Annotated in this window: 13 protein-coding genes and 1 pseudogene; 9 read left to right on the forward strand and 5 right to left on the reverse strand. The window is 71.8% G+C overall.

Translation table 11 applies throughout. The features are described 5' to 3' along the window. The first annotated feature begins 40 nt into the window (after window positions 1-40). The 4 genes from HLK59_RS18760 (at window position 41) to HLK59_RS18775 (ending at window position 4,939) form a co-directional block, all read left to right on the forward strand. The gene (locus tag HLK59_RS18760) at window positions 41-1,042 is read left to right on the forward strand and encodes an ornithine cyclodeaminase family protein (protein WP_171142603.1); all 1,002 of its coding nucleotides are present in this window, start codon (window positions 41-43) and stop codon (window positions 1,040-1,042) included. Next, window positions 1,039-2,553 carry an aromatic amino acid ammonia-lyase gene (locus HLK59_RS18765; protein WP_171142604.1) on the forward strand — a complete coding sequence of 505 codons (1,515 nt, stop codon included), beginning with the start codon at window positions 1,039-1,041 and terminating at the stop codon, window positions 2,551-2,553. Before HLK59_RS18760 ends, HLK59_RS18765 begins: the two co-directional genes overlap by 4 nt. Next, the gene (locus tag HLK59_RS18770) at window positions 2,550-3,452 is read left to right on the forward strand and encodes an amidohydrolase family protein (protein ID WP_171142605.1); all 903 of its coding nucleotides are present in this window, start codon (window positions 2,550-2,552) and stop codon (window positions 3,450-3,452) included. Before HLK59_RS18765 ends, HLK59_RS18770 begins: the two co-directional genes overlap by 4 nt. Before the next feature lie 110 nt (window positions 3,453-3,562). Continuing rightward, window positions 3,563-4,939 (forward strand): MFS transporter, encoded by a 1,377-nt coding sequence (locus HLK59_RS18775; RefSeq protein ID WP_240982500.1) that lies wholly within the window; start codon window positions 3,563-3,565, stop codon window positions 4,937-4,939. On the opposite strand, the gene HLK59_RS18780 is transcribed toward HLK59_RS18775, so the two are convergent. Then, complete coding sequence (locus HLK59_RS18780; RefSeq protein ID WP_171142606.1) at window positions 4,914-5,765, reverse strand: isocitrate lyase/phosphoenolpyruvate mutase family protein; 852 nt, start codon at window positions 5,763-5,765, stop codon at window positions 4,914-4,916. The genes HLK59_RS18775 and HLK59_RS18780 overlap by 26 nt on opposite strands. Window positions 5,766-5,875: 110 nt before the next feature. On the opposite strand from HLK59_RS18780, the pseudogene HLK59_RS52415 reads away from it, so the two are divergent. Further along, a pseudogene (locus HLK59_RS52415) lies at window positions 5,876-6,898 on the forward strand (FAD-dependent monooxygenase); the annotation flags it as partial. Window positions 6,899-6,931: 33 nt separating this feature from the next. Continuing rightward, window positions 6,932-7,456 (forward strand): hypothetical protein, encoded by a 525-nt coding sequence (locus HLK59_RS52420; RefSeq protein WP_346779765.1) that lies wholly within the window; start codon window positions 6,932-6,934, stop codon window positions 7,454-7,456. Here the strand turns inward: HLK59_RS52420 and HLK59_RS18790 are convergent. After that, on the reverse strand, window positions 7,447-8,865 hold the full coding sequence (locus HLK59_RS18790) for a condensation domain-containing protein (protein WP_171142607.1): 1,419 nt from the start codon (window positions 8,863-8,865) through the stop codon (window positions 7,447-7,449). The genes HLK59_RS52420 and HLK59_RS18790 overlap by 10 nt on opposite strands. Before the next feature lie 278 nt (window positions 8,866-9,143). On the opposite strand from HLK59_RS18790, the gene HLK59_RS18795 reads away from it, so the two are divergent. Beyond that, window positions 9,144-10,007: a glycoside hydrolase family 16 protein gene (locus tag HLK59_RS18795; RefSeq protein WP_240982502.1), complete on the forward strand. Its 864-nt coding sequence runs from the start codon at window positions 9,144-9,146 to the stop codon at window positions 10,005-10,007. Between the two features lie 10 nt (window positions 10,008-10,017). On the opposite strand, the gene HLK59_RS18800 is transcribed toward HLK59_RS18795, so the two are convergent. Both HLK59_RS18800 and HLK59_RS18805 read right to left on the reverse strand, forming a co-directional pair. Beyond that, window positions 10,018-10,902, reverse strand: coding sequence for an NAD(P)-dependent oxidoreductase (locus HLK59_RS18800; RefSeq protein WP_171142609.1), 885 nt, complete (start codon window positions 10,900-10,902; stop codon window positions 10,018-10,020). A 105-nt stretch (window positions 10,903-11,007) separates the two neighbouring features. After that, window positions 11,008-11,523 carry an SRPBCC domain-containing protein gene (locus tag HLK59_RS18805; RefSeq protein ID WP_171142610.1) on the reverse strand — a complete coding sequence of 172 codons (516 nt, stop codon included), beginning with the start codon at window positions 11,521-11,523 and terminating at the stop codon, window positions 11,008-11,010. A gap of 97 nt (window positions 11,524-11,620) precedes the next feature. Here HLK59_RS18805 and HLK59_RS18810 point away from each other — a divergent pair, with 97 nt between their 5' ends. Further along, on the forward strand, window positions 11,621-12,574 hold the full coding sequence (locus tag HLK59_RS18810; RefSeq protein WP_171142611.1) for a LysR family transcriptional regulator: 954 nt from the start codon (window positions 11,621-11,623) through the stop codon (window positions 12,572-12,574). A gap of 206 nt (window positions 12,575-12,780) precedes the next feature. Further along, window positions 12,781-18,669 carry an Hsp70 family protein gene (locus tag HLK59_RS18815; protein ID WP_171142612.1) on the forward strand — a complete coding sequence of 1,963 codons (5,889 nt, stop codon included), beginning with the start codon at window positions 12,781-12,783 and terminating at the stop codon, window positions 18,667-18,669. Between the two features lie 27 nt (window positions 18,670-18,696). On the opposite strand, the gene HLK59_RS18820 is transcribed toward HLK59_RS18815, so the two are convergent. Next, on the reverse strand, window positions 18,697-18,959 hold a 263-nt coding region (locus tag HLK59_RS18820), incomplete at its 5' end, for a helix-turn-helix transcriptional regulator (protein WP_171142613.1).

The following is an 18,959-nucleotide window of genomic DNA, read 5'->3' on the forward strand; positions in this document are numbered from 1 at the left end:
AATCAGCAATTCCCCCAGCTCAGAGGCGCGGAGAGGCCCCATGGAACCGATCTGGTTCACCTTCCTCAATGGCACGGACATCGCACGGCTGGAACTCACCGACGACGAGATACTCGACGCCGTCGAGGCCGGGCTGCGCGCCCAGGGCCTCGGTGAGACGGTGGTCGAACCGCGCGTCCACCTCACGCCGGACCCCGCGTTCAACGGGCATTTCAACGTGCTCCGCGGCTATGTCGCCCCGCTGTCGCTGGCCGGGGTCAAGATCGTGGGCGACTACGTGGACAACTACCGGCAGGGGCTGCCGTCCGAGATGGCGCTGCTCAACCTCTTCGATCCGCGCACCGGCATGCCGGCGGCGGTCCTGGACGCGACCGCGCTCACCGAGATGCGCACCGGCGCGCTGACCGCGCTGGGGGCCCGCCATCTGGCCCGCCCGGACGCCAGGGTGCTCGGGCACATCGGGGCGCGCGCCACGTCGTACTGGAACGTGCGTCTCCTGGACCGGATCTTCGACCTGGCGGAGATCCGCGTCCACTCGCGCCGCCCGGAGAGCCGCCGGGCCTTCGCCGAGCGGCTGGAGCGCGACCTCGGCAAGCCCGTCGTCGTGACCGAGGACTGGAAGACCTGTGTCCAGGGCGCGGACATCGTGGTGGAGGCGTCCCGACTGGAGCGCCCGGAGCCGCTGTTGAGGACCGAGTGGATCACGCCCGGTGCCCTGGTCGTGCCCTACGGGACGAACAGCGCCGTCGAGCTCGATCTCACGGACGTCATGGACAAGATCGTCGTCGACGACTGGGGGCAGGCGCACGCGGGACCCTTCGGGGCGCTGCGCGCCCACGTCGACTCCGGACGGCTCAACAGGGGCAATCTGCATGGCGAGTTGGGTGAGATCGTCGTCGGTCTCAAGCCCGGCCGGGAGAGCCCCGACGAGACCAATCTGTTCTGGCACCGCGGCCTGTCCCTCTCCGACATCGCGCTGGGCGCGGCGATGCTCCGCAAGGCCGAAGAGCGCGGTGTCGGGCAGAAGTTGAGGTTCGCGTGATCGCCGTCGACGGGCGGACACTGACGTACGACGATGTCGTCGCCGTCGCGCACGGCCATGCCCAAGTCACCTTGTCCGAGGGCGTGTCGGCCCGGCTGAAGCGTGAGCGTGCCGTCGTCGAGGACATCGTCGACCGCGGCATTCCCACGTACGGCCTGACGACCGGTCTGGGCACCCGCTCCTCGTACGCGCTGCCTCGCGAGGAGCTGGAGCGGTTCAGTGTCCGTACCGTCCGGGGGCGGGCCAACGCGGTGGGCGACCCGCTGCCGGTGCCCGTCGTACGCGCCGCTCTCCTCGCCCGGGTGAACGGCATCGCGGGCGGCGGGAGCGGGGTGCGGCCCGAGACCGTGCGGCTGCTGGTGGACATGCTCAACGCGCGTGTGCACCCCGTCGTCCCGGAGGTGGGGTCGATCGGCGCCTCCGACCTGTGCCAGATGGCCCATGTCGGCCTGGTCGTCATCGGTGAGGGCCGCGCGGAGCACGGCGGCGAGGTGCTCGACGGCGCGACCGCGTTGCGGCGGGCCGGTCTCACGCCGGTCCGGCTGGGGCCGAAGGACGGGATCGTGCTGTGCGGGGCGAGCCCGCTGGCGGCCGGGCAGGGTGCGCTCGTGCTGCACGAGGCGGCGGCGGTCCTGCTGCTGGCCCAGGCGGTCACGGCGCTGACGTACGAGGGGTTCCGGGCCAACACCAGCCCGCTCGACCCCCGTGTGCTGGGCCTGCGCCCCGCGCCGGGCCAGGCCCGTGCGGCGGGCGAGCTGCTCGCCCTGCTCAGGGGCGGTGACCTCCCGCGGAACGCCCGGCGCGTCCAGGACCCCGTCAGTCTGCGCTGCTCGGCCCAGGTGCACGGAGCCGCGTACGCGGCGCTCGACTTCGCCTCCGCCGCGCTGCACCCGGAGCTGAACGGCTGCGGCGACAACCCCGTCGTCCTGGCGGGCACCGGCGAGATTCTCTCCTCCGGCAACTTCCACACCCCGGCCCTGGCCCTGGGTCTCGACACCCTGGCGCTGGCGCTGACCCAGACCGCGGCCCTGTCCGCCGAACGGATGCGGCGGCTGCTGGACCCGGCCGTCAGCGGGCTGCCGGCGAACCTCTCGCCGTACGGCCCCGAGCGCTCGGGCTTCGCGCCGCTGACCAAGACGGCGCAGGCGCTGGCCGCCGAGATCCGCGTGCTGTCCGTCCCGGTGTCCACCGACCCCCGGCACGGCGCGGACGCCGTCGAGGACGACTCGACCAACGCGTCCCTCGGGGCCCGGCGGCTGGCCGCGCTGCTCGACCGCCTGCGCCTGCTCCTCGCCGTGGAGGCCGTGGTCGCCGCGCAGGCCGTGGACCTGGCGGCACCGCCCGCACCGGGGCGGGGCCCGGAGTTCCTGCACCGCGCGATCCGCGCCGTGGTGCCCCCGCTGGACGAGGACCGGCCCTGCGGGGTGGACGTGGAGGCGGTGGCCCGCGAGATCCTGAGTGGTGAGGACGTCCGGAGCACGCTGCGCGCCTGGGTGGGAGAAGTGTCATGAGCAACGTCGACGTGCACCAGCATCTCTGGACCCCGTCCCTGCTGGCGGCCCTGCGCGCCCGCCGTGAGCCGCCGTACCTGGACGGCTGGACGCTGCACCTGGACGGGGAGCCGCCGTACGGCATACCGCCCGCCGACCACGATGTCGCCCGGCGCGCCGAACTCGCCGGCGCCGACGGTCTGGGGCGGGCGATCGTCTCGATGTCGGCCCCGATCGGTGTGGAGTGGCTGCCGTCCGCCGAGGCCCGCCCGCTCCTGGACGCCTATCACGAGGGCGCGGCAGCCCTCCCCGAGCCGTTCGGCGCCTGGGCCGCCGCGGGTGTGCGGGACATCGACGCGAAGGCGACGGCCCAGGACCTCGACGGGGGTTTTGTCGGGCTCCAGCTCCCGGCGAACGCCCTGGTGGACGCCGCCGGTTACGCGCGCTGCGCCCCGCTGCTCGATCTGCTGGAGGAGCGGGACCTGCCGCTCTTCGTCCACCCCGGGCCCGCGCCGGGCGGGTCCGAGGGGCCCGGCTGGTGGCCTGCGATGGTGCCCTACGTCCAGCAGATGCACGCCGCCTGGTTCGCCTTCCGCACCTTCGGCCGCCCCCGCCATCCTCGGCTGCGGGTGTGCTTCGCGCTGCTCGCCGGGCTGGCCCCGCTGCACGGGGAGCGCTTCGCCGCCCGGGGTGACGGCTCGGCGGCGGTGGACCCGGATGTCTTCGTCGAGACGTCCTCCTACGGTCCGCGCTCCGTGGACGCCGTGGTCCGCGCGCTCGGGGTGGACGCCGTCGTCCAGGGCTCGGACCGGCCGTACGCGGAGCCGCCGCAGCATCCCGGCTTCGGTCTGGGCGGGGCCGCGGCCTATGCCTTCCGGATCGCGAATCCCCGGCGGCTGCTCACCGGAGGGGGCCACTGAAACCCGGGCGCGCCCGGCCCCACGGCATTCAATGTTGTGCACTTTCTTGACGGCGGTCACACCAGAGCCCTACTTTCGCGGTGTCCTTCCCCCGGTCAAGGGAGACCGCGATGCACTCGTCCCCCGTCGCACCACCGTCCACGACCGCCGAGCGAAACCGCCAGCTGCGCCTGGTCGCCGCCTCCGGGCTGCTCGGCACCGCCGTGGAGTTCTACGACTTCCTCGTCTACGGCACGGTCGCCGCGCTCGTCTTCGGCGAACTGTTCTTCCCCGGCGCCGATCCCGCCGTCGGCACGATCGCCGCGTTCGGCACCTTCGCCGCCGGCTATGTCGCCCGCCCGCTCGGCGGCATCCTCTTCGGGCACTTCGGCGACCGGCTCGGCCGCAAGTCGATGCTGCTGCTCACCATGGGCCTGATGGGCGGCGCCAGCTTCCTCATCGGTCTGCTGCCCACGTACGACACGATCGGCGTGTGGGCCCCGGTCCTGCTGATCGCCCTGCGCGTCGTCCAGGGCATCGCCATCGGCGGTGAGTGGGGCGGCGCGACCCTGATGGTCGTCGAGCACGCCGGAGAGCGTCGCCGCGGCCTGTGGTCCAGCTTCACGCAGATGGGAGCCCCGCTCGGCTCCCTGCTGTCCACCGCCGTCGTCGCGTACGTCGTCACGCTCCCCAAGGACGACTTCGCGGCCTGGGGCTGGCGGGTGCCGTTCCTGTTCAGCGTCGCGCTGCTCGGCGTCGGCCTCTTCGTCCGGCTCAAGGTGGTGGAGAGCCCGCTCTTCGCCGAGGTGAAGAAGGACCGCGCCGAGTCCCGGCTGCCGATCCTCGACGTACTGCGCAACCCGCGCCCCGTCTTGCTGGCCTGCGGGGTCGGCATCGGCGCCTTCACCGCACAGTCGCTGCTGACCAGCTACATGATCGCCTACGCCACCGGCATCGGGTACGCCCGGCCGCAGGTGCTCAACGCCCTCACCGTCTCCGCGTGCGTCGCGCTCGTCGTGCTGCCCTGCGCCTCTGCGCTCTCCGACAAGGTCGGCCGCCGCCCGGTCGTCCTCGCCGGAGCCATCGCCTCGGCCGCGCTCGCCTTCCCCGTCCTGGCGCTGGTCGACTCGGGGTCGCCCGGGCTGCTGATCCTCGCCGTCGTCTTCGGCCACGGCATCGCCCAGTCCACGATGTACGGCCCGCTGGGCGCCCTGCTCACCGAGATGTTCGGCACCAAGGTCCGCTACACCGGCGCGTCCCTCGGCTACCAGGGCGCCACCCTCGTCGGCGCCGGCTTCTCCCCCATGATCGCCACCAGCCTGGTGGCCGGCAGCGGCAGCAGCACCCCGGTCGCCCTGCTGCTCTGCGGCGGCGCCGCCATCACCGCGGTGACCGTCTGCCTCGTCCGCGAGACCCACCGCACCACCCTCGACGACTCCACCGCCCCGGAACCCGCCGGGGACCGTCCGCCCGTGGTGAGCGTCAGTCCCGGCGGAACAGATCGTTGAGTTCGCCCTGAGAGAGCTGGCCGTCGGCGTAGGAGAAGGTGCCCCGCTCCGCCAACTCCCGCGCCGCGTCCAGCAGATGGCGGTACATAGCGCGGGCGATGCTGCCGCCGACGGTCACCCTGCGTACGCCGAGCTCCCGCAGGTCGTCCAGGGACAGCGCGTTCCCCGTGAGGCCCATGACCACGTTGAGCGGGCCGTCGAGTTCCCGCACCAGGGTGCCGATGGTCCCGGCGTCGGCGGCGCCCGGCACGAACGCGCAGTCCGCGCCGGCCGCCAGATAGGCGTTGGCCCGCCGTACGGCCTCGTCGAGCGAGCCGCCGACCAGGAGCACATCGGTCCGGCCGACCAGGACGAAGGGATCACCGGCGGCGTCCACGGCGGCACGGGCGGCGCGGATACGGTCCTCCGCGAGCGGCTCCTCGTACAGGGGCCGGGCGCGGTCGCCGGTGAAGTCCTCGATGTTGCCGCCCGCGGCGCCTGCCGCACGGGTCATCGAGATGGTCCGCGCCACGGTCTCGGGCGCCTCACCGAACCCGTCCTCCAGGTCCGCGCTCAGCGGCACCCTGAGTTCGTCGGCGATCTCACGGACCCGGCTGATCATGGTGTCGCGGCCGATCCGCCCGTCCGACTCCTTCTCCTCGTGGAAGTCGTGGTCCGGGCGCCCGAGCGAGAACGCGACACCCGCGCTGGTCGTGGCCACGGCGGGGAACCCGGCCGACTCCAGGACCCGGGCACTTCCCACGTCCCAGGCGTTGGGGAGCAGGAAGCACCCCTCTCGATGCAACTCGACGAAACGCTGTGCTCGTTCTCGGCTGTCGATGTTCACGCACCCGAACGTACGGCGTGGCACCTCCCGCGGACAACGTGTGGATCACGCTTCCGTGCGCCGCCCGCGCCCGCTTTGCGGTCGGTCGTCGGGTACGGATCATTGATCTCATGACGCTTCGAGGCGACGCCGAGGTGGATGTACTGATCGTCGGAGGCGGACCGGTCGGGCTCACCGCCCGGGCACTGCTGGAGCGCTGGAGGGTGCGGACCCTGCTCGTCGAGAAGCACGGCGAGCTGTCGCCCTTTCCCCGGTCCCGCCTGGTCAACACGCGCTCGATGGAGATCTTCCGCCGGCTCGGACTCGCCGGCCGGATCGCGGCCCGGGCGTTCCCGCCCGAGTTCGGCCGGATCCGCTTCCGCGACACCCTGCACGGCGACGACTTCGCCACGGCCGCGATGGCCGGGATCAACGCGCCCGTCCCCGAGAGCCCCGAGCTCGGCGTGGTCACCTCGCAGGACCGGCTGGAACCCACCCTGCTCGCCGCGGCGGACGCGGAGACGCGGTTCGGGGACGAGCTCGTCGACCTGACCGAGGAGGCCGACTCGGTGGTGGCCTCGCTCGTCGACCACGGACGCGGCGCCCGGACCCGGGTCCGCGCCCGTTACGTCCTCGCCGCCGACGGCGCGAACTCCACCGTCCGCGAGCGGCTCGGCATCGCCACCACCGGTCCCGGGGCGCTCGCGGAGGTCACGACGGTCGTGTTCGACGCCGACCTCAAGGCCTGGTGCGCCGACCGGCCCGCCGGGTTCTAATTCACCGCGCACGGCGGCTTCCTCCCGCTGTATCCCGAAGGTGGCTGGGCCTGGACCGACCCCACCCCCGAGGACACCGAGTCCGCCGACTGGGCCGGCCTCGTCTCCCGCGCTCTCGGCGCCGACGTATGCCCGGACGTGCTGCGGGTCCAGCACTGGACGGTGCAGGCGTTCGTCGCCGACCGCTTCCGCCGGGGCCGGATCCTGCTGGCGGGCGACGCCGCGCACACGGTCCCGCCCGCCGGCGGCCTGGGCATGAACGCCGGGCTCTCCGATGTGCACAACCTGTGCTGGAAACTCGCGGGCGTCGTCCACGGGTGGGCCGGACCGGGCCTGCTGGACACCTACGAGCCGGAACGGCAGCCCGTCGCCCACCGGACGCTCCGCCAGGCGGTGACCAACACCCATCTCATGTTCCAGGCCCAGAGCCGACGCCGGGAGCAGCTCCAGAACGGTGAGGCGGCGTCCGACCGGATCGAACTGCCTTGGTCGGACGGGTACTTCGCCCAGCTCGGCCTGGTGCTCGGCGTCACCTATCGCTCCGCCGCGGTCCTGACCGGCGGTGCCGACGCGCCCGAACCACCCGACGCGGGCACGGAGTACGTCCCCACCCCGGAGCCCGGCCACCGCATGCCGCACCTCTGGCTCACGCCGGACCACTCCACGATCGACGCCGTCGGCGAGTGGTTCACGCTGCTCACTCCGGACCCCGACCCCTGGAAGCGGTGCGTGTCTCCGCCCTGGCCGCTGCGCGTCGAGCCCCTCCCCGCCGAGCACCTCGACGCCTGCGAGCTCAGTCCCCACGGCGCCCTGCTCATCCGGCCCGACGGCCACATCGCCGCCCGCTGGCCCGACGGCCCACCCGCCGACTCCGCGCTCCGGAACGCCCTGGCCACCCTGACCGGGACGGGGTCCGACGGGAGGCCCTACGCCTGACGGGCCGGTGCCCCCACGGCGACGGTCCCGGTCTCGCGGGCCACCGCGACGATCCGCGCCCGCAGCAGCTCCGCGCAGCGCCGCATGTTCTTGTCGGCGACCGGTGTGTCCGGCAGCCGGCAGGCGAACTGGAGCCCCTCGGGGACCCGGGTGACCCACGCGCACACCTGGTCGCCGTACGAGACCCGGATCAGCCCGTACGCCTTCAGCTCCTGCCAGCGCCCGGCACCGGGAAGACCGCGCGAGTCGACGTACGAGAGGATCGAGTACAGGTCCGGTGAGGTGGGCCGGAAGTCGGCGCCCAGGAGGCGCAGGACACGGGCCAGCGGCATCCGGGACAGCGCCCGGGTGTCCCGCAGGGCCGCCCGGACCAGTTCCAGCGCGGCGTCGAAGTCCACGGCCCGTTCCACCGGGATCTCGACGGGCGCGCCGCCCACGTACCAGCCGACCGAGTCGGCCCAGCGGGACTTGACCCGGGTGTGGAAGGGCACGACGGTGCGGTACACGCTCAGGCCGCTGATCTCGCGAGCGGCGAGCGCGACGGCGGCGACGACCCCGACCAGGCTGCCGCCGTAGGGACGGCAGTACGCGTCGAAGGCCGCCGCGTCCGCGGCGTCCACGAGCATCTCCTGGACGAACTTCTGCTCGGGCAGCGGGCCTTCGGGGTCCAGGCCGAGGTCGACGGGGAAGTTCGGCAGCTTTCCGTCGCAGCGCGCGATGAACTCCCGCCAGCGGCCGACGACTTGGTGGGTGTCGTCGATCCGGTCGGCGTCCGAGCGCTCGTCGGCGCAGAAGTCGACGTAGCTGGCGACCGGTTCGGGCACGACGACGCGCCCGTCGAGGCCGGCCGCGTACAGCTCGTGGATCTCGCCGGTGATGCGGTGGATCGAGTACGCGTCCACGTTGCTGTGGTCGAACGCCATGTACACACTCGCGCCGTCGTCCCGTACGACGGCCGTGAACAGGAAGTTGGGCCAGGTGAGCGCGTCCGCGGCGACATCGAAACGGTCCTGCAGGTAGCGGGTCAGCGTCACCGCGTCCGCGAACTCGCCGATGTCCTCGCGGTGCAGGGCGACGGCCCCGGCATCCAGGGTGAACCGCCGCATCTCGTCGCCGGCCCATCGGAACCCGCTGCGCAGCGTCTCGTGCCGCAGCATCCAGGCCTCCAACGCGCCCTGGAGGACGTCGAGTTCGACCTGTCCGGGGATGTCGAAGGCGGTACCGAGCCAGGTCGGCACGAACAGCCCGTCCTCACGCACCGTCCGTGCCGTGCGGATGTGGGACTCCTGGACGTACGCCGGTGGCCTCGTGTCGTCCGGCAAGGCCCGCGCCGCGTCCACCGACGCCGGATGCAGGGTCCACTCCACCAGCCTTCCGGGCCGGATCTCGCACCGCTGGAGGTCGCTCATGCGCACAGGGCTCTCCGATCATCGCTCACCGCGTGGAGAGATCAACGAGCGGACGGTCCCGAAGCAACGCGACTGGAGGACGACGCTCCGGTACGCCGGCCGTTCCGGGGATGGTGTTCGCGCCGGCCCGCGGCGAGGATGCTCCCTCGCACGGCTCTTCACGCGGCACATCGCGCGGCACTTCCCGTCGTACGACACCGGCGCACCGAGGACCGGAGGGCCTCCCGATGGGATCACACGCAGCACCGAACGGCCGTAGGCGCGCTCTGCTGATGTCCATGGGGCTGGTGCTCCTGGCCGCCGTCCTCGGCATCCCGCGTGCCGACGGAGCGGCGGGGGCCGACGGAGCGCCCGACGCCTGCCGGAGCACCGGGACCGCGCTGCCCCGCGGCGACTGCGGGCCGTTCTGGCAGGTTCTCGCCGAGGACTTCAACGGTGACCGGGTGCCGCTGGGCTCGTTCGGCGACTGCGACCACCACGTCGACACCTCCGCCGCGTACTGCGGAGGCCTGCGCGGTACGTACCGCGACAACTGGTGGGCCTATCCGACCGGTTGGCGTGACACGGCCAATGACCGGGGCCGGCAGGTGGTGGGTGTCTACCACCCGGAGGACACCGTGAGCGTGGGACCCGCGGAGAACGGCGACGGACGGATGTTCATCCGTATGTGGCGCCCCTCCGACGGCGGTCCCGTGCACGCTGCGGCGGTGGTACCTCGTGCCGTCATGCAGATGAAGTACGGCAAGTACAGCGCCCGTATCAAGGTGACCGAGCTGGCGCCGGGCTACAAGTCGGCCTGGCTGCACTACGGCGGGGGCTGCGAGATGGACCACCCCGAGGGCGAGTGGACCGGCGATCTCACCGCCTTCCACCACCCGTGCGGTGGGGGCGAACAGGGCTACTTCCCGGGCAGCGACGACTGGACGCAGTGGCACACGGTCTCCACCGAGTGGACGCCCGGCCATGTGCGGTTCTTCGTGGACGGCCGGCAGGTGGGGCACGACACCCGCGAGGTGCCGGCCGAGCCCCTGTCCTGGGTGCTCCAGAACGAGAGCGCCCTTCAGGGCCCCGGCGCGGCTCCGGGCAGCAGCGCCCAACTCGACATCACCTGGGTCGCCACGTACGCCTACGACTGGAAGTGATCCGCCCGCATCAGGCCTTCTCGTCGAAGCTGGCGAAGTACGCGGCGGCCATGTCCTCGTCGCCGTGGCCCTGCGCGGCGGCACGTTCCAGGCGTTCCGCGCTCGCGGCGGCCACGTCGAGCCGGACGCCGCCCCGCTCGCCGGCCTCGACGATCAGCCGGGCGTCCTTGGCGGCGGTCGACACGGCGAACTGGGCCGGGGACAGCTTCCCGTCGAGGATCAGCGCGGACTTGGCGCGCAGATAGCCCATGTCCAGCGGGCCGCCCGCGATGGCGTCGAAGAAGTCCTGCGGGTCGACGTCGAGCGCCTTCGCCAGGGCCAGAACCTCGCCGACCGCGTTGGTGGTCGCGATGACCCAGCTGTTGGCGACCAGCTTCAGCCGGGTGGCGCTGCCTTCGGCGCCGTCCTCGCCGGTCCACACGGTGCGGGCGCCGACGGCGTCGAGGACGGGCGTCACCTTGTGCCGTCCGTCCACCGGCCCCGCGGCGAGGACGAGGAGCTGTCCGGCCTCGGCGGGGCCGCGGGTGCCGAGCACGGGGGCGTCGTAGAAGACGAGGTCCTGCTCGCGAGCGAAGGCGGCCAGGGCGGCGACGCCCTCGACACCGGCGGTGGTGGACTGCACCCAGGTGGTCCCGGAGCGCAGCGCTGCGGTGGCCTGCCGCATGACGTCGAGGGCGGCGGGGCCGTCGTGCAGCATGGTCAGGACGGTGTCCGCGCCCTCGACGGCCTCGGCGGGGGTGCCGGCGACGGCGATGCCGTCGGCGGCGAGGGGTTCGGCCTTGGCGCGGCTGCGGTTCCAGGCGCGGACGGTGTGTCCGGCGCGGGCGAGGTTGCGGGCCATCGCAGCGCCCATGATCCCGGTGCCGAGGACACTCACGGTGAGCTTGTCGGTCATGACGTCAACTTCCCTTGGGGGTGGGGCCCGGGTGCGTCCGGAGGCCGGGGCGCACCCGGAGTGCGGAGGTTACTCGGAGTGCGGGGGCTATTCGGAGTGCGGGGGTTATTCGGAGGCGGCGCCGACGAGGCCGTCCAGCCAGGCCTGGTGACCGTTGAGCATGGGGTTGGGGCGCTCCTGCGCCAGGGCCGCGGCGGGCTGTCCGATCTGGGTCTCCTGGGTCAGGATGCGGACCCGGCCGCCGGGGAGGTCCTCCACCAGCCAGGCGTGCAGCACATCGAGCCGCTCCTCGGGCGCGCCGTCCTGCTTCGCGGTCCAGGACAGCCGGCCCGGGGTGCCCTCGGCGGGGGCCTGGAACTCGACGACGCGGGCGTCCAGGGGCGGGAAGCCGAAGGTACCGAAGCTGAAGGCGAGGTCGTCCTTGAGGCGGGGGCCGTCGCCCTGCGGGAAGGAGATGTCGGCGACGTTGTCGTAGTAGCCCTCCCACTGCGAGGTGTCGGTCAGGAAGCGCCACACCCGGGCGGCGGTGACGCCCGGGACTATCACCTCGTTGGAGACGAAGTTGTCGCCGGTGCCGGGCAGGTACTTCTCGGGCCAGTTGATCGCGTTCTGTGTGCTCATGGCTTCGACGGTAGGCTTCCCTGCGATCGATTCACCAATAGACGCACCGATCCCTCCCATCGGCCATCCGATGGATGCCGCCGGTAGGCTGGCAGGCATGAAGAACCCGGACCTCGCCGTCGGCGCACCGGACGGCGTCGCCGGGCGGCTTCCGTCGCATGCCGATCTGAACCTGCTGCGCACCTTCCTGGCCGTCCACCGCTCCGGCTCGTTCACCGCGGCCGCTCCTCTGCTGGGGCTCTCCCAGCCGACCGTGACCGCGCAGATCCGCACCCTGGAGCAGCAGACCGGCCGGGAGCTGTTCACCCGGCTGCCGCGCGGGGTGGAGCCCACTCCGGCGGCCCATGAGCTGGCGAGTCAGGTCGCGGCGCCGCTGGACGCGCTCGCCGCGCTCGAAGGCGGCGGCCCGCTCTCCGGCCACACCTCGCCCGTGCACCTCGCGGGGCCCTCGGAGCTGCTGTGCGTGCGGGTGCTGCCCAGCCTCGTCCCGCTCGTCGCGGACGGGGTGCGGCTGCGGGTCGCCCAGGGGCTGACCGAGCCGCTGCTGGAGGAGATGCGCTCGGGCCGGCACGACCTGGTCATCGCCACCCGCCGCCCCCGCGGCCGCGCCCTCGCCTCGGTACCGCTGGCGGACGAGGAGTACGTCCTGGTCGCCGCCCCGCACTGGGCCCGGCGGGTCGCCGGGCATCCCGAGGCCGACGACCTGTGCGCCGCGCTCCGGGACGTCCCGCTGGTCACCTACGCGGAGGACCTGCCCATCGTCCGGCGCTACTGGCGGACCGTCTTCGGCAAACCCCTCACCGCCCGCGCGGCGGTCACCGTGCCGAACCTCTACGCCGTGCTCTCGGCCGTCAACTCCGGCGCCGGCCACAGCGTGCTGCCCCGCTCCCTGTGCCAGGAACACCTGGACTCCGGCCGCCTCACCCTCCTCCACACCCCGGAGGAACCCCCGCTCAACACCCTCTTCCTCGTCCAGCGCGCGGGCGCCGACGCGAACCCGGACGTCGTACGGGTCCGCGATCTGCTGCGGGAGGCGGCGCGGGACTGGTAGGCGGGCCTCCGGCACCGTCGGTGCGGGCGGGTCGCTTCGTCATCACTCAACTCACTTCCGCAGCAGGCGCGTTGGGTCCGATCCACGAACCGTGCGTTCCCCTTGTGCAGGGTGTACCGATTTTCGAGCGAACAGGGTACATCACGTGATTAGGCGCCTTATCGTGGCAACTCGTCGCCGATACCCACTCGTTCGGATGCGGGTCGATGCCAGACGCCAACACCACCATCGTCATCCTCACCGCGCTTCCGGTGGAGTACGAGGCGGTGCGGGGTGTACTGCGCCGTGGCCGGCCGCTCAAGCACGAGGAAAGCGGCACCCGGTTCGAAGAGGGGTTCCTCCCAGACACACCGTGGCGGATCGTCATGGCCCAGGTGGGTCAGGGCAACGACAGCGCCGCCGTCATCGCCGAGCGCGCCGCCCAGATGTTCCAGCCTCGCGCGATGCTGTTCGTCGGGATCGCCGGCGCCCTCAAGACCGATGTGTGCATCGGGGATGTCGTCGTCGCCACGCAGGTGTACGCCTACCAGGGCGGGAAGCAGACCGGGAACGGACTGAAGTCGCGGCCCAAGTGCTGGGAGGCGAACCACGAACTGCTCCAGGCCGCCCACTCAGCACTGCCTGCCAAGGCCCACCACTTCAAACCGATCGCCGCGGGCGACGTGGTCGTCGACAGCTCCGGCACCCCCGACCAGCAGTTACTCGAAGAGAATTACAACGACGCGGTGGCCGTCGAGATGGAGAGCGCCGGATTCGCCCAAGCGGCTCACCTCGGTGGCGGGCGGCCCGCTCTCGTCATCCGTGGGATCAGCGACCGCGCCGACGGGAGCAAGAGCGCGTCCGATGCGGACGGTCAGCAGGAGGTCGCCGCGGGAAGGGCGGCGCGGGCCGCGATGTCCGTGCTCCAGGTTCTCGCCGACGACCTGCATCCATGGGACTACTGCATCTCTTACGCGGCAGAGGACCACCGCTGGGCCGAGTGGGCCGCCTGGGAGCTGCGGAAGGCCGAGGGCGACCGGTGCCGTGTGCTGCTGCGGAAGTGCCCGAGTACGAAGAGTGAGTACGACGCGTTCCCTTTGTGGGACGGAGTGGCCAGGGCCGACCGGATCCTGGCGGTCATGTCGGAGAGGTATCTGCGCTCGGCCTACCGACAGCCGGAGTGGCAGGCGGCCGAACAGGCCGATCCGGAGGGGCTGTTCCGCAGAGTGGTCCCGGTCCGCGTGGACGACGAGGAGCTCCCGGCCGAACTCGGCCTGGTGCGGCCCGTGGACCTGCGTGACCTGGAGGTGGAAGAGGCGCGCGAGATGCTGCTCACGGGGGTCAGGGAGGCCGAGGCCGGGGCTCCGACGGTGAGACCCTCAGGGTTCGACAGGCCCACGAAGTCCACCCCTCCGCCGGTGGACGGCCCGCTGCCCGAGTTCCCGGGCTTCCCCGGGCGCACACAGACGCAGCTCCCGGTCGTACGGAATCCCGCCCCCGTGCCGATGGAGGCACCGGCGCCCGTTCCCGCACGAGGGCCCGGTCTGCTCGCTCGGGGCGCGACCGCACTCGCCGACGGGCTCGCGGGCGGCGGACAGTGGCGGCTCCGCCGAGCTGTCAACCGGGTGGACGCCACGCTGGCGTTCTCCGGACTGAGCCCCACCGAACTCGACCGCGCCACTCGCTACTACGGCCGGGCCCTGCGCCTGGCACTTCGCCTCGCACCCGCGCAGGCACGCCGGCTCTTCGAGAGATACGACCCGCGCATCCCGGACACCTGCTATGTGCTCGCCTTCAGGCCACAGGACGAGGAGTGGCTGACCACCGTCGCCAGGCGCGGCGACCTCGACGCACTGACCGTGGTGTTCGAACTGGCCGGTCGGCTACGGCTGCCCGGGCTGCAACCCCTGGCGAGGGATCTGTCGATCGGACACCTCGCACGGAGCTACGACGCGAAAAGGGTGGCATGGCATTTCGAGCGGTGGCGGGCGCTGGCCCTTCTGGAGGGCGACGGCTGGTGCTGGGCGCTCCAGGAGCACGCGGCCCGTGTGCCCTTGGACGGCTACGCGGAGCTGTGGCGGACGTTTCTCGGCAGACTGCCGGAGTCCCTCCTGCCCCGGATGTGCGCCGTCCACCTCCTGCTCGGCCGAGCCGCCGACGCGGCCCTGCTCGCCGCCACGCCCGAGGAGCGGCGGCAGGCTCTCGACGCTTGCCTGCGCTCGGGGAACGACCTCCGCGATCTCCGCGAAGGCCTCCGTCTGGCCCGTGCGCTGCGCGACGGCGATGCCGCGCGCGAGTTGCAGGAACGCCTCGGCGACTCGCTGTTCGCGGCAAGTCACCCGGCCGAGGCACTGCCGCACTACCAGGAGACCGGCAATCTGGAACGGGCCGGTGAATGCCATCGGCTGCTGGGGAATCCCTTCAAGGCCCTCCCCTGCTGCCCGGCCGATCGGCCCGACCGTCTGGTCGAACTGGTCGACGCCTGTCTGCCGCCGCTTCGCCAACTGGTCGAGCGGCGCGCGTACGCGGAGGCGGCGGAACGGGTGCAGCAACTGGTGGAAGCCCTACGGCGGGTGGGGGATGTGACACCCGGGATCACTGCGTGCCGAGAGGACACGGCGGCACGCCGCGACGCCCTGTTGAAGGAGGGGCGGCACCATTTCAAGACCCGGTTGCGCGGCGCGGCCGAGCCGGACCGATCGGGTGTTCGCCTTGAGTGGTGTGCCTTCGAGGAAGCCGCCGGAGAGCTGGTGGCGGCCGCGGCGCAGGCCGAGGCGGCCGACAAGTCCTTTCACGCCCACGAGTTGTACCGACGAGCAGGGTGGTACGGCGAGGCCGACCGTGTGCTGCGCGATGACCCGACAAAGACGGGACTCATCGCCCGGGCCGCCGTCCTCACCATCGGGGGCGATCTGCCCGGTGCCGCCCAGTTGCGCGAGGAGGCGAAGGACTGGGAAGGGGCCATCAGCCTCTGGCTGGCGGAGCAGGACCTGGACAGTGCCATCCGTTGCCTGTGCCAGGAACTGGGCGACGAGGCCGTGGAAGACCCCCGGCTCACCGAGTGGCTACGGGCCGTCGGCGAGCACGACACACTGATCGAGCTCTTCCTGGACGCTGTCGACCGCAAGGGGACAGCCACCCGCGCCGTCGCCGAACTGCGGGAGATCAACGCCCAGTTGCTCGGCACGCCAGGGCAGCTCGACATAGCGCCGGAGCTGGCCGCCCGGATCCGCGAGAAGCTCGACGAACTGGACGCCGCCGCGCGCAGGCGGTTCGAAGAGCGCGTACCGGCGTGGATCGCCCAGGCCCGCCAGGAGGTCGACGAACGGTTCGCGGGCATCTGGGGACTGGACCTCGGCACCTCGCAGTGCGCGGCGGCCATCTTCGACACGGTCACGAAGCAGCCCGTGGCATGCGAGTGGAAGAGCCGGAGCCAGTTTCCCTCGACACTCTGTTTCGACAAGGAGGGCAACGAACTGGTCGGCCTGACGGTGGAAGAACTGCAGACCGCAGGAGCCGTGGCCTTCTTCCGTGACACCAAGCGCAAGATGGGCACGGCCACCACGTACCGGTCCGCCTCGGGCAGCTACCGGCCGGAAGAGGTCGCCGCGCACCTCATCCGCCACGCCCGCCAGATCGTGGAGCACTCCGTTTCCTCCCGGGTGCGGGATCGCGTCGCCGAACTGGCCGGGGCCGAACTGGACCACGTGGCACCGGAGTGGCTCGACCGGGCCGGGCAGCAGCACAGCTACCACCTCTCCCGGCCCAAGGCGATCATCACCATTCCGGCGCACTTCCCCAGCCAGGCCCGTAGCGCCACGCGGGACGCCTGCGCCATCGCCCAGGTGGAACTGGTCCGGATGATCCACGAGCCCACCGCGGCCTGCATCGCGGCGAACTTCCAGCGCAAGGGCATGCTGGCGGACTCGGTGGTCGTGGTCGACCTCGGGGCCGGCACGCTCGACATCAGCCACCTGGACGTGGGCGGCGGGGTCCATCAGGTGAAGAAGGTCTTCGGGAACAACTCCTGCGGCAGCCGGGACTTCGACCTGCTGATCGTCCGAGCCCTCACCCGGCAGATCGAGTCCCTCGGCTTGGAGGTTCCGGCGACCGCGGCGGCACGCCGGCAGCTGGAGGTGGCCGCCGAGGAGATCAAGATCGCTCTCTCGACGTGCCAGAGGGACACGAGATTCGTCCATGGCTTCACCGACGGCCCGCCCGTCGAAGTGTCCCTGACCCGAGACGAGTTGGCCGATGCCGTGGCCGAGCCCCTGGGCACGCTGCGCCGGCTCTGCGCCGAGTTCCGAAGCGGCCTCCCCGGGAAGCCGGACCACCTCGTCCTCATCGGCGGACCGATGCTGTCCCCGCGCGTGAGCGACCTGTTGGAAGACGTCTTCAAGTGCTCCCGGACCTCACCGGGAGACCCTCGCACCGCCGTGTCGCGCGGAGCCGCGCTGGTGGCCGCCCAACTCGACGGGAAGCTGACCGGCACGGTCATCGTGGACGTCACTCCGTTCGCCCTGGGGCTCAGGTCGGCCACGAAGGACTCGGAGGACGGCGGGTTCGCCGTGGTGATCGAGCCCAACACCACCATTCCGACCGAGCGCTCACAGATCTTCACCACGGCAAGGGACGATCAGCCCAATGTCGGGGTCGAGATCTTCAGCGGAGAGGTCAGTCCTGACACCCGGATCGGCGAGTTCACGCTTTCCGGCATCGAACGGGCCCCCCGCGGCACGCCGCAGATCAGGGTGTCCTTCGAACTGGACGCCAGCGGTGTGCTCCACGTCACCGCGCGCGATCTCAGCACCGGTCGCAGCAGGTCGGTCCGGGTGAACGACGTCACCCTCCTCACCCCCGAGCAGGTCGCCGAACTCACCGACCGTCTTGAGCGACGCATGGCCCGAGAGCAGCTGCGCCGCGAGTGCGACGAGGTCCGCGACCGGCTCGACGACCTCGCGGCCACCGCCGAAGACCACGACAGCACCGCCGACTGGAGTGAGTTCCGGCACCGTCTGGCCACCTTCCGGACTCCTCCGGAACTGCTGGACGCGCCCACCCAGCACGCGCTCGTCACCATGCACACCGAGTCGTCCTCGGCCGAGCTGGAGTTCACCGCTGCCCACGACGCGCTGCGTCGGCAGAGCGCGACCGCACGTGCCCTTCTCGAAGGCCTCAGGGGGCGGGAATTGACCGCGGCCATGGTGGAACAGGCCCATGAGCTCAGTTCCCGGATGAAGGACACCCTCGATGAACTCACCGAACAGCAGCGCAAGTTGGCCGCCTGGAACACCGTCCTCATACGCTCGGCGGTGGGCCGGCAGACACTGCTCACACGTTTCCGGGACCGTCATACCGAGCGCGACCTCGCCGGTGCGCTGTCGGTTCTCGACGGGATCTCCCTACGTCTGGACCAGACGGACGACATCGAGCGTCTGCTGCACTGCATCGCGGAGACCGGCGACGTCCGCACCCGCGCCGCCCGTTACCGCACCGCCCTCCGCGACCACGCCGACCGCCTCACCGTCTGTTCCCTGCCTCCGGATCGCCCCGAAGAGCTTCCGCAGGCCATCCGGTCCGCGCTCGTCCGCATCCTCATGACCACCGACGGCACGCCGACCCACCGCACCGGATTCCTGGTCGGCGACAATCTGGTCGCCACCGTCTGGCAGCATCCGGTGCGCCCGCAGCGCATCACGGTGGAGGGCGACGACTTCGAAACCACTGTCCACAAGTTCCGGCTCCAAGGGCCCGGATCCGGACTCCTCGCCGTCCTGCGACTCGATACGCCCGTCCCGGCCACCCCTCTGCGTTTCGGCCACCTGGGACTCATCCGCCTCGGCGACCCCGTGTGGGCTCCGGTCTGGCCGGACTCTCTTCGCTCCGCGAGCGTCAACGGCCTGGAGAGCTTCCCCGAACGACGGCTACGCCTCATCAGAACGGGTCTGCGGCCGTCACCCGACCAGAGCGGGGCGCCGTTGCTCAACGCTCTCGGAGAGGCCATCGGCCTGCTCATCGCCGACGACCGCGCCCCGACCGCTCGCGGGGGCTTCGCCGTGAGCGTTGAGGCGCTCGGCCCGTTGCTGGCCGGGACAGGCCGGCACCTGCATCTCTGAAACCCGCGAGGAGCTCTGGCCGGGCCCCTACCTGCCGGGCCCCGAAGGTGACGCTGGCCGTACCAGGCCCGTCTGGTAGGCGATCACCACGAGTTGGGCGCGGTCACGGGCGCCCAGTTTCGTCAGGGCGCGTTGGATGTGGCTGCGGACGGTGAGGACGCTGAGGACGAGTTCCTCGGCGATCTGGTCGTTGGACCGGCCTCGGGCGGCGAGGGAGGTGACCTCGCGTTCGCGGGGGGTGAGGTCGTCGAGGCGGTCCAGGTCGATGTCCGACAGGGGCATCGGCTCGT

This window comes from Streptomyces sp. S3(2020) (assembly GCF_013044505.1).
Classification (GTDB): Bacteria; Actinomycetota; Actinomycetes; order Streptomycetales; family Streptomycetaceae; genus Streptomyces.

What these genes read in the sequence shown, in the direction of transcription:
- HLK59_RS18760 (WP_171142603.1), top strand. Translation starts at nt 41, where the DNA reads ATGGAACCGATCTGGTTCACCTTCCTCAATGGCACGGACATCGCACGG.
- HLK59_RS18770 (WP_171142605.1), top strand. Translation starts at nt 2,550, where the DNA reads ATGAGCAACGTCGACGTGCACCAGCATCTCTGGACCCCGTCCCTGCTG.
- HLK59_RS18775 (WP_240982500.1), top strand. Translation starts at nt 3,563, where the DNA reads ATGCACTCGTCCCCCGTCGCACCACCGTCCACGACCGCCGAGCGAAAC.
- HLK59_RS52420 (WP_346779765.1), top strand. Translation starts at nt 6,932, where the DNA reads ATGTTCCAGGCCCAGAGCCGACGCCGGGAGCAGCTCCAGAACGGTGAG.
- HLK59_RS18790 (WP_171142607.1), bottom strand. Translation starts at nt 8,865, where the DNA reads ATGAGCGACCTCCAGCGGTGCGAGATCCGGCCCGGAAGGCTGGTGGAG.
- HLK59_RS18795 (WP_240982502.1), top strand. Translation starts at nt 9,144, where the DNA reads ATGGGGCTGGTGCTCCTGGCCGCCGTCCTCGGCATCCCGCGTGCCGAC.
- HLK59_RS18800 (WP_171142609.1), bottom strand. Translation starts at nt 10,902, where the DNA reads ATGACCGACAAGCTCACCGTGAGTGTCCTCGGCACCGGGATCATGGGC.
- HLK59_RS18805 (WP_171142610.1), bottom strand. Translation starts at nt 11,523, where the DNA reads ATGAGCACACAGAACGCGATCAACTGGCCCGAGAAGTACCTGCCCGGC.
- HLK59_RS18810 (WP_171142611.1), top strand. Translation starts at nt 11,621, where the DNA reads ATGAAGAACCCGGACCTCGCCGTCGGCGCACCGGACGGCGTCGCCGGG.
- HLK59_RS18815 (WP_171142612.1), top strand. Translation starts at nt 12,781, where the DNA reads ATGCCAGACGCCAACACCACCATCGTCATCCTCACCGCGCTTCCGGTG.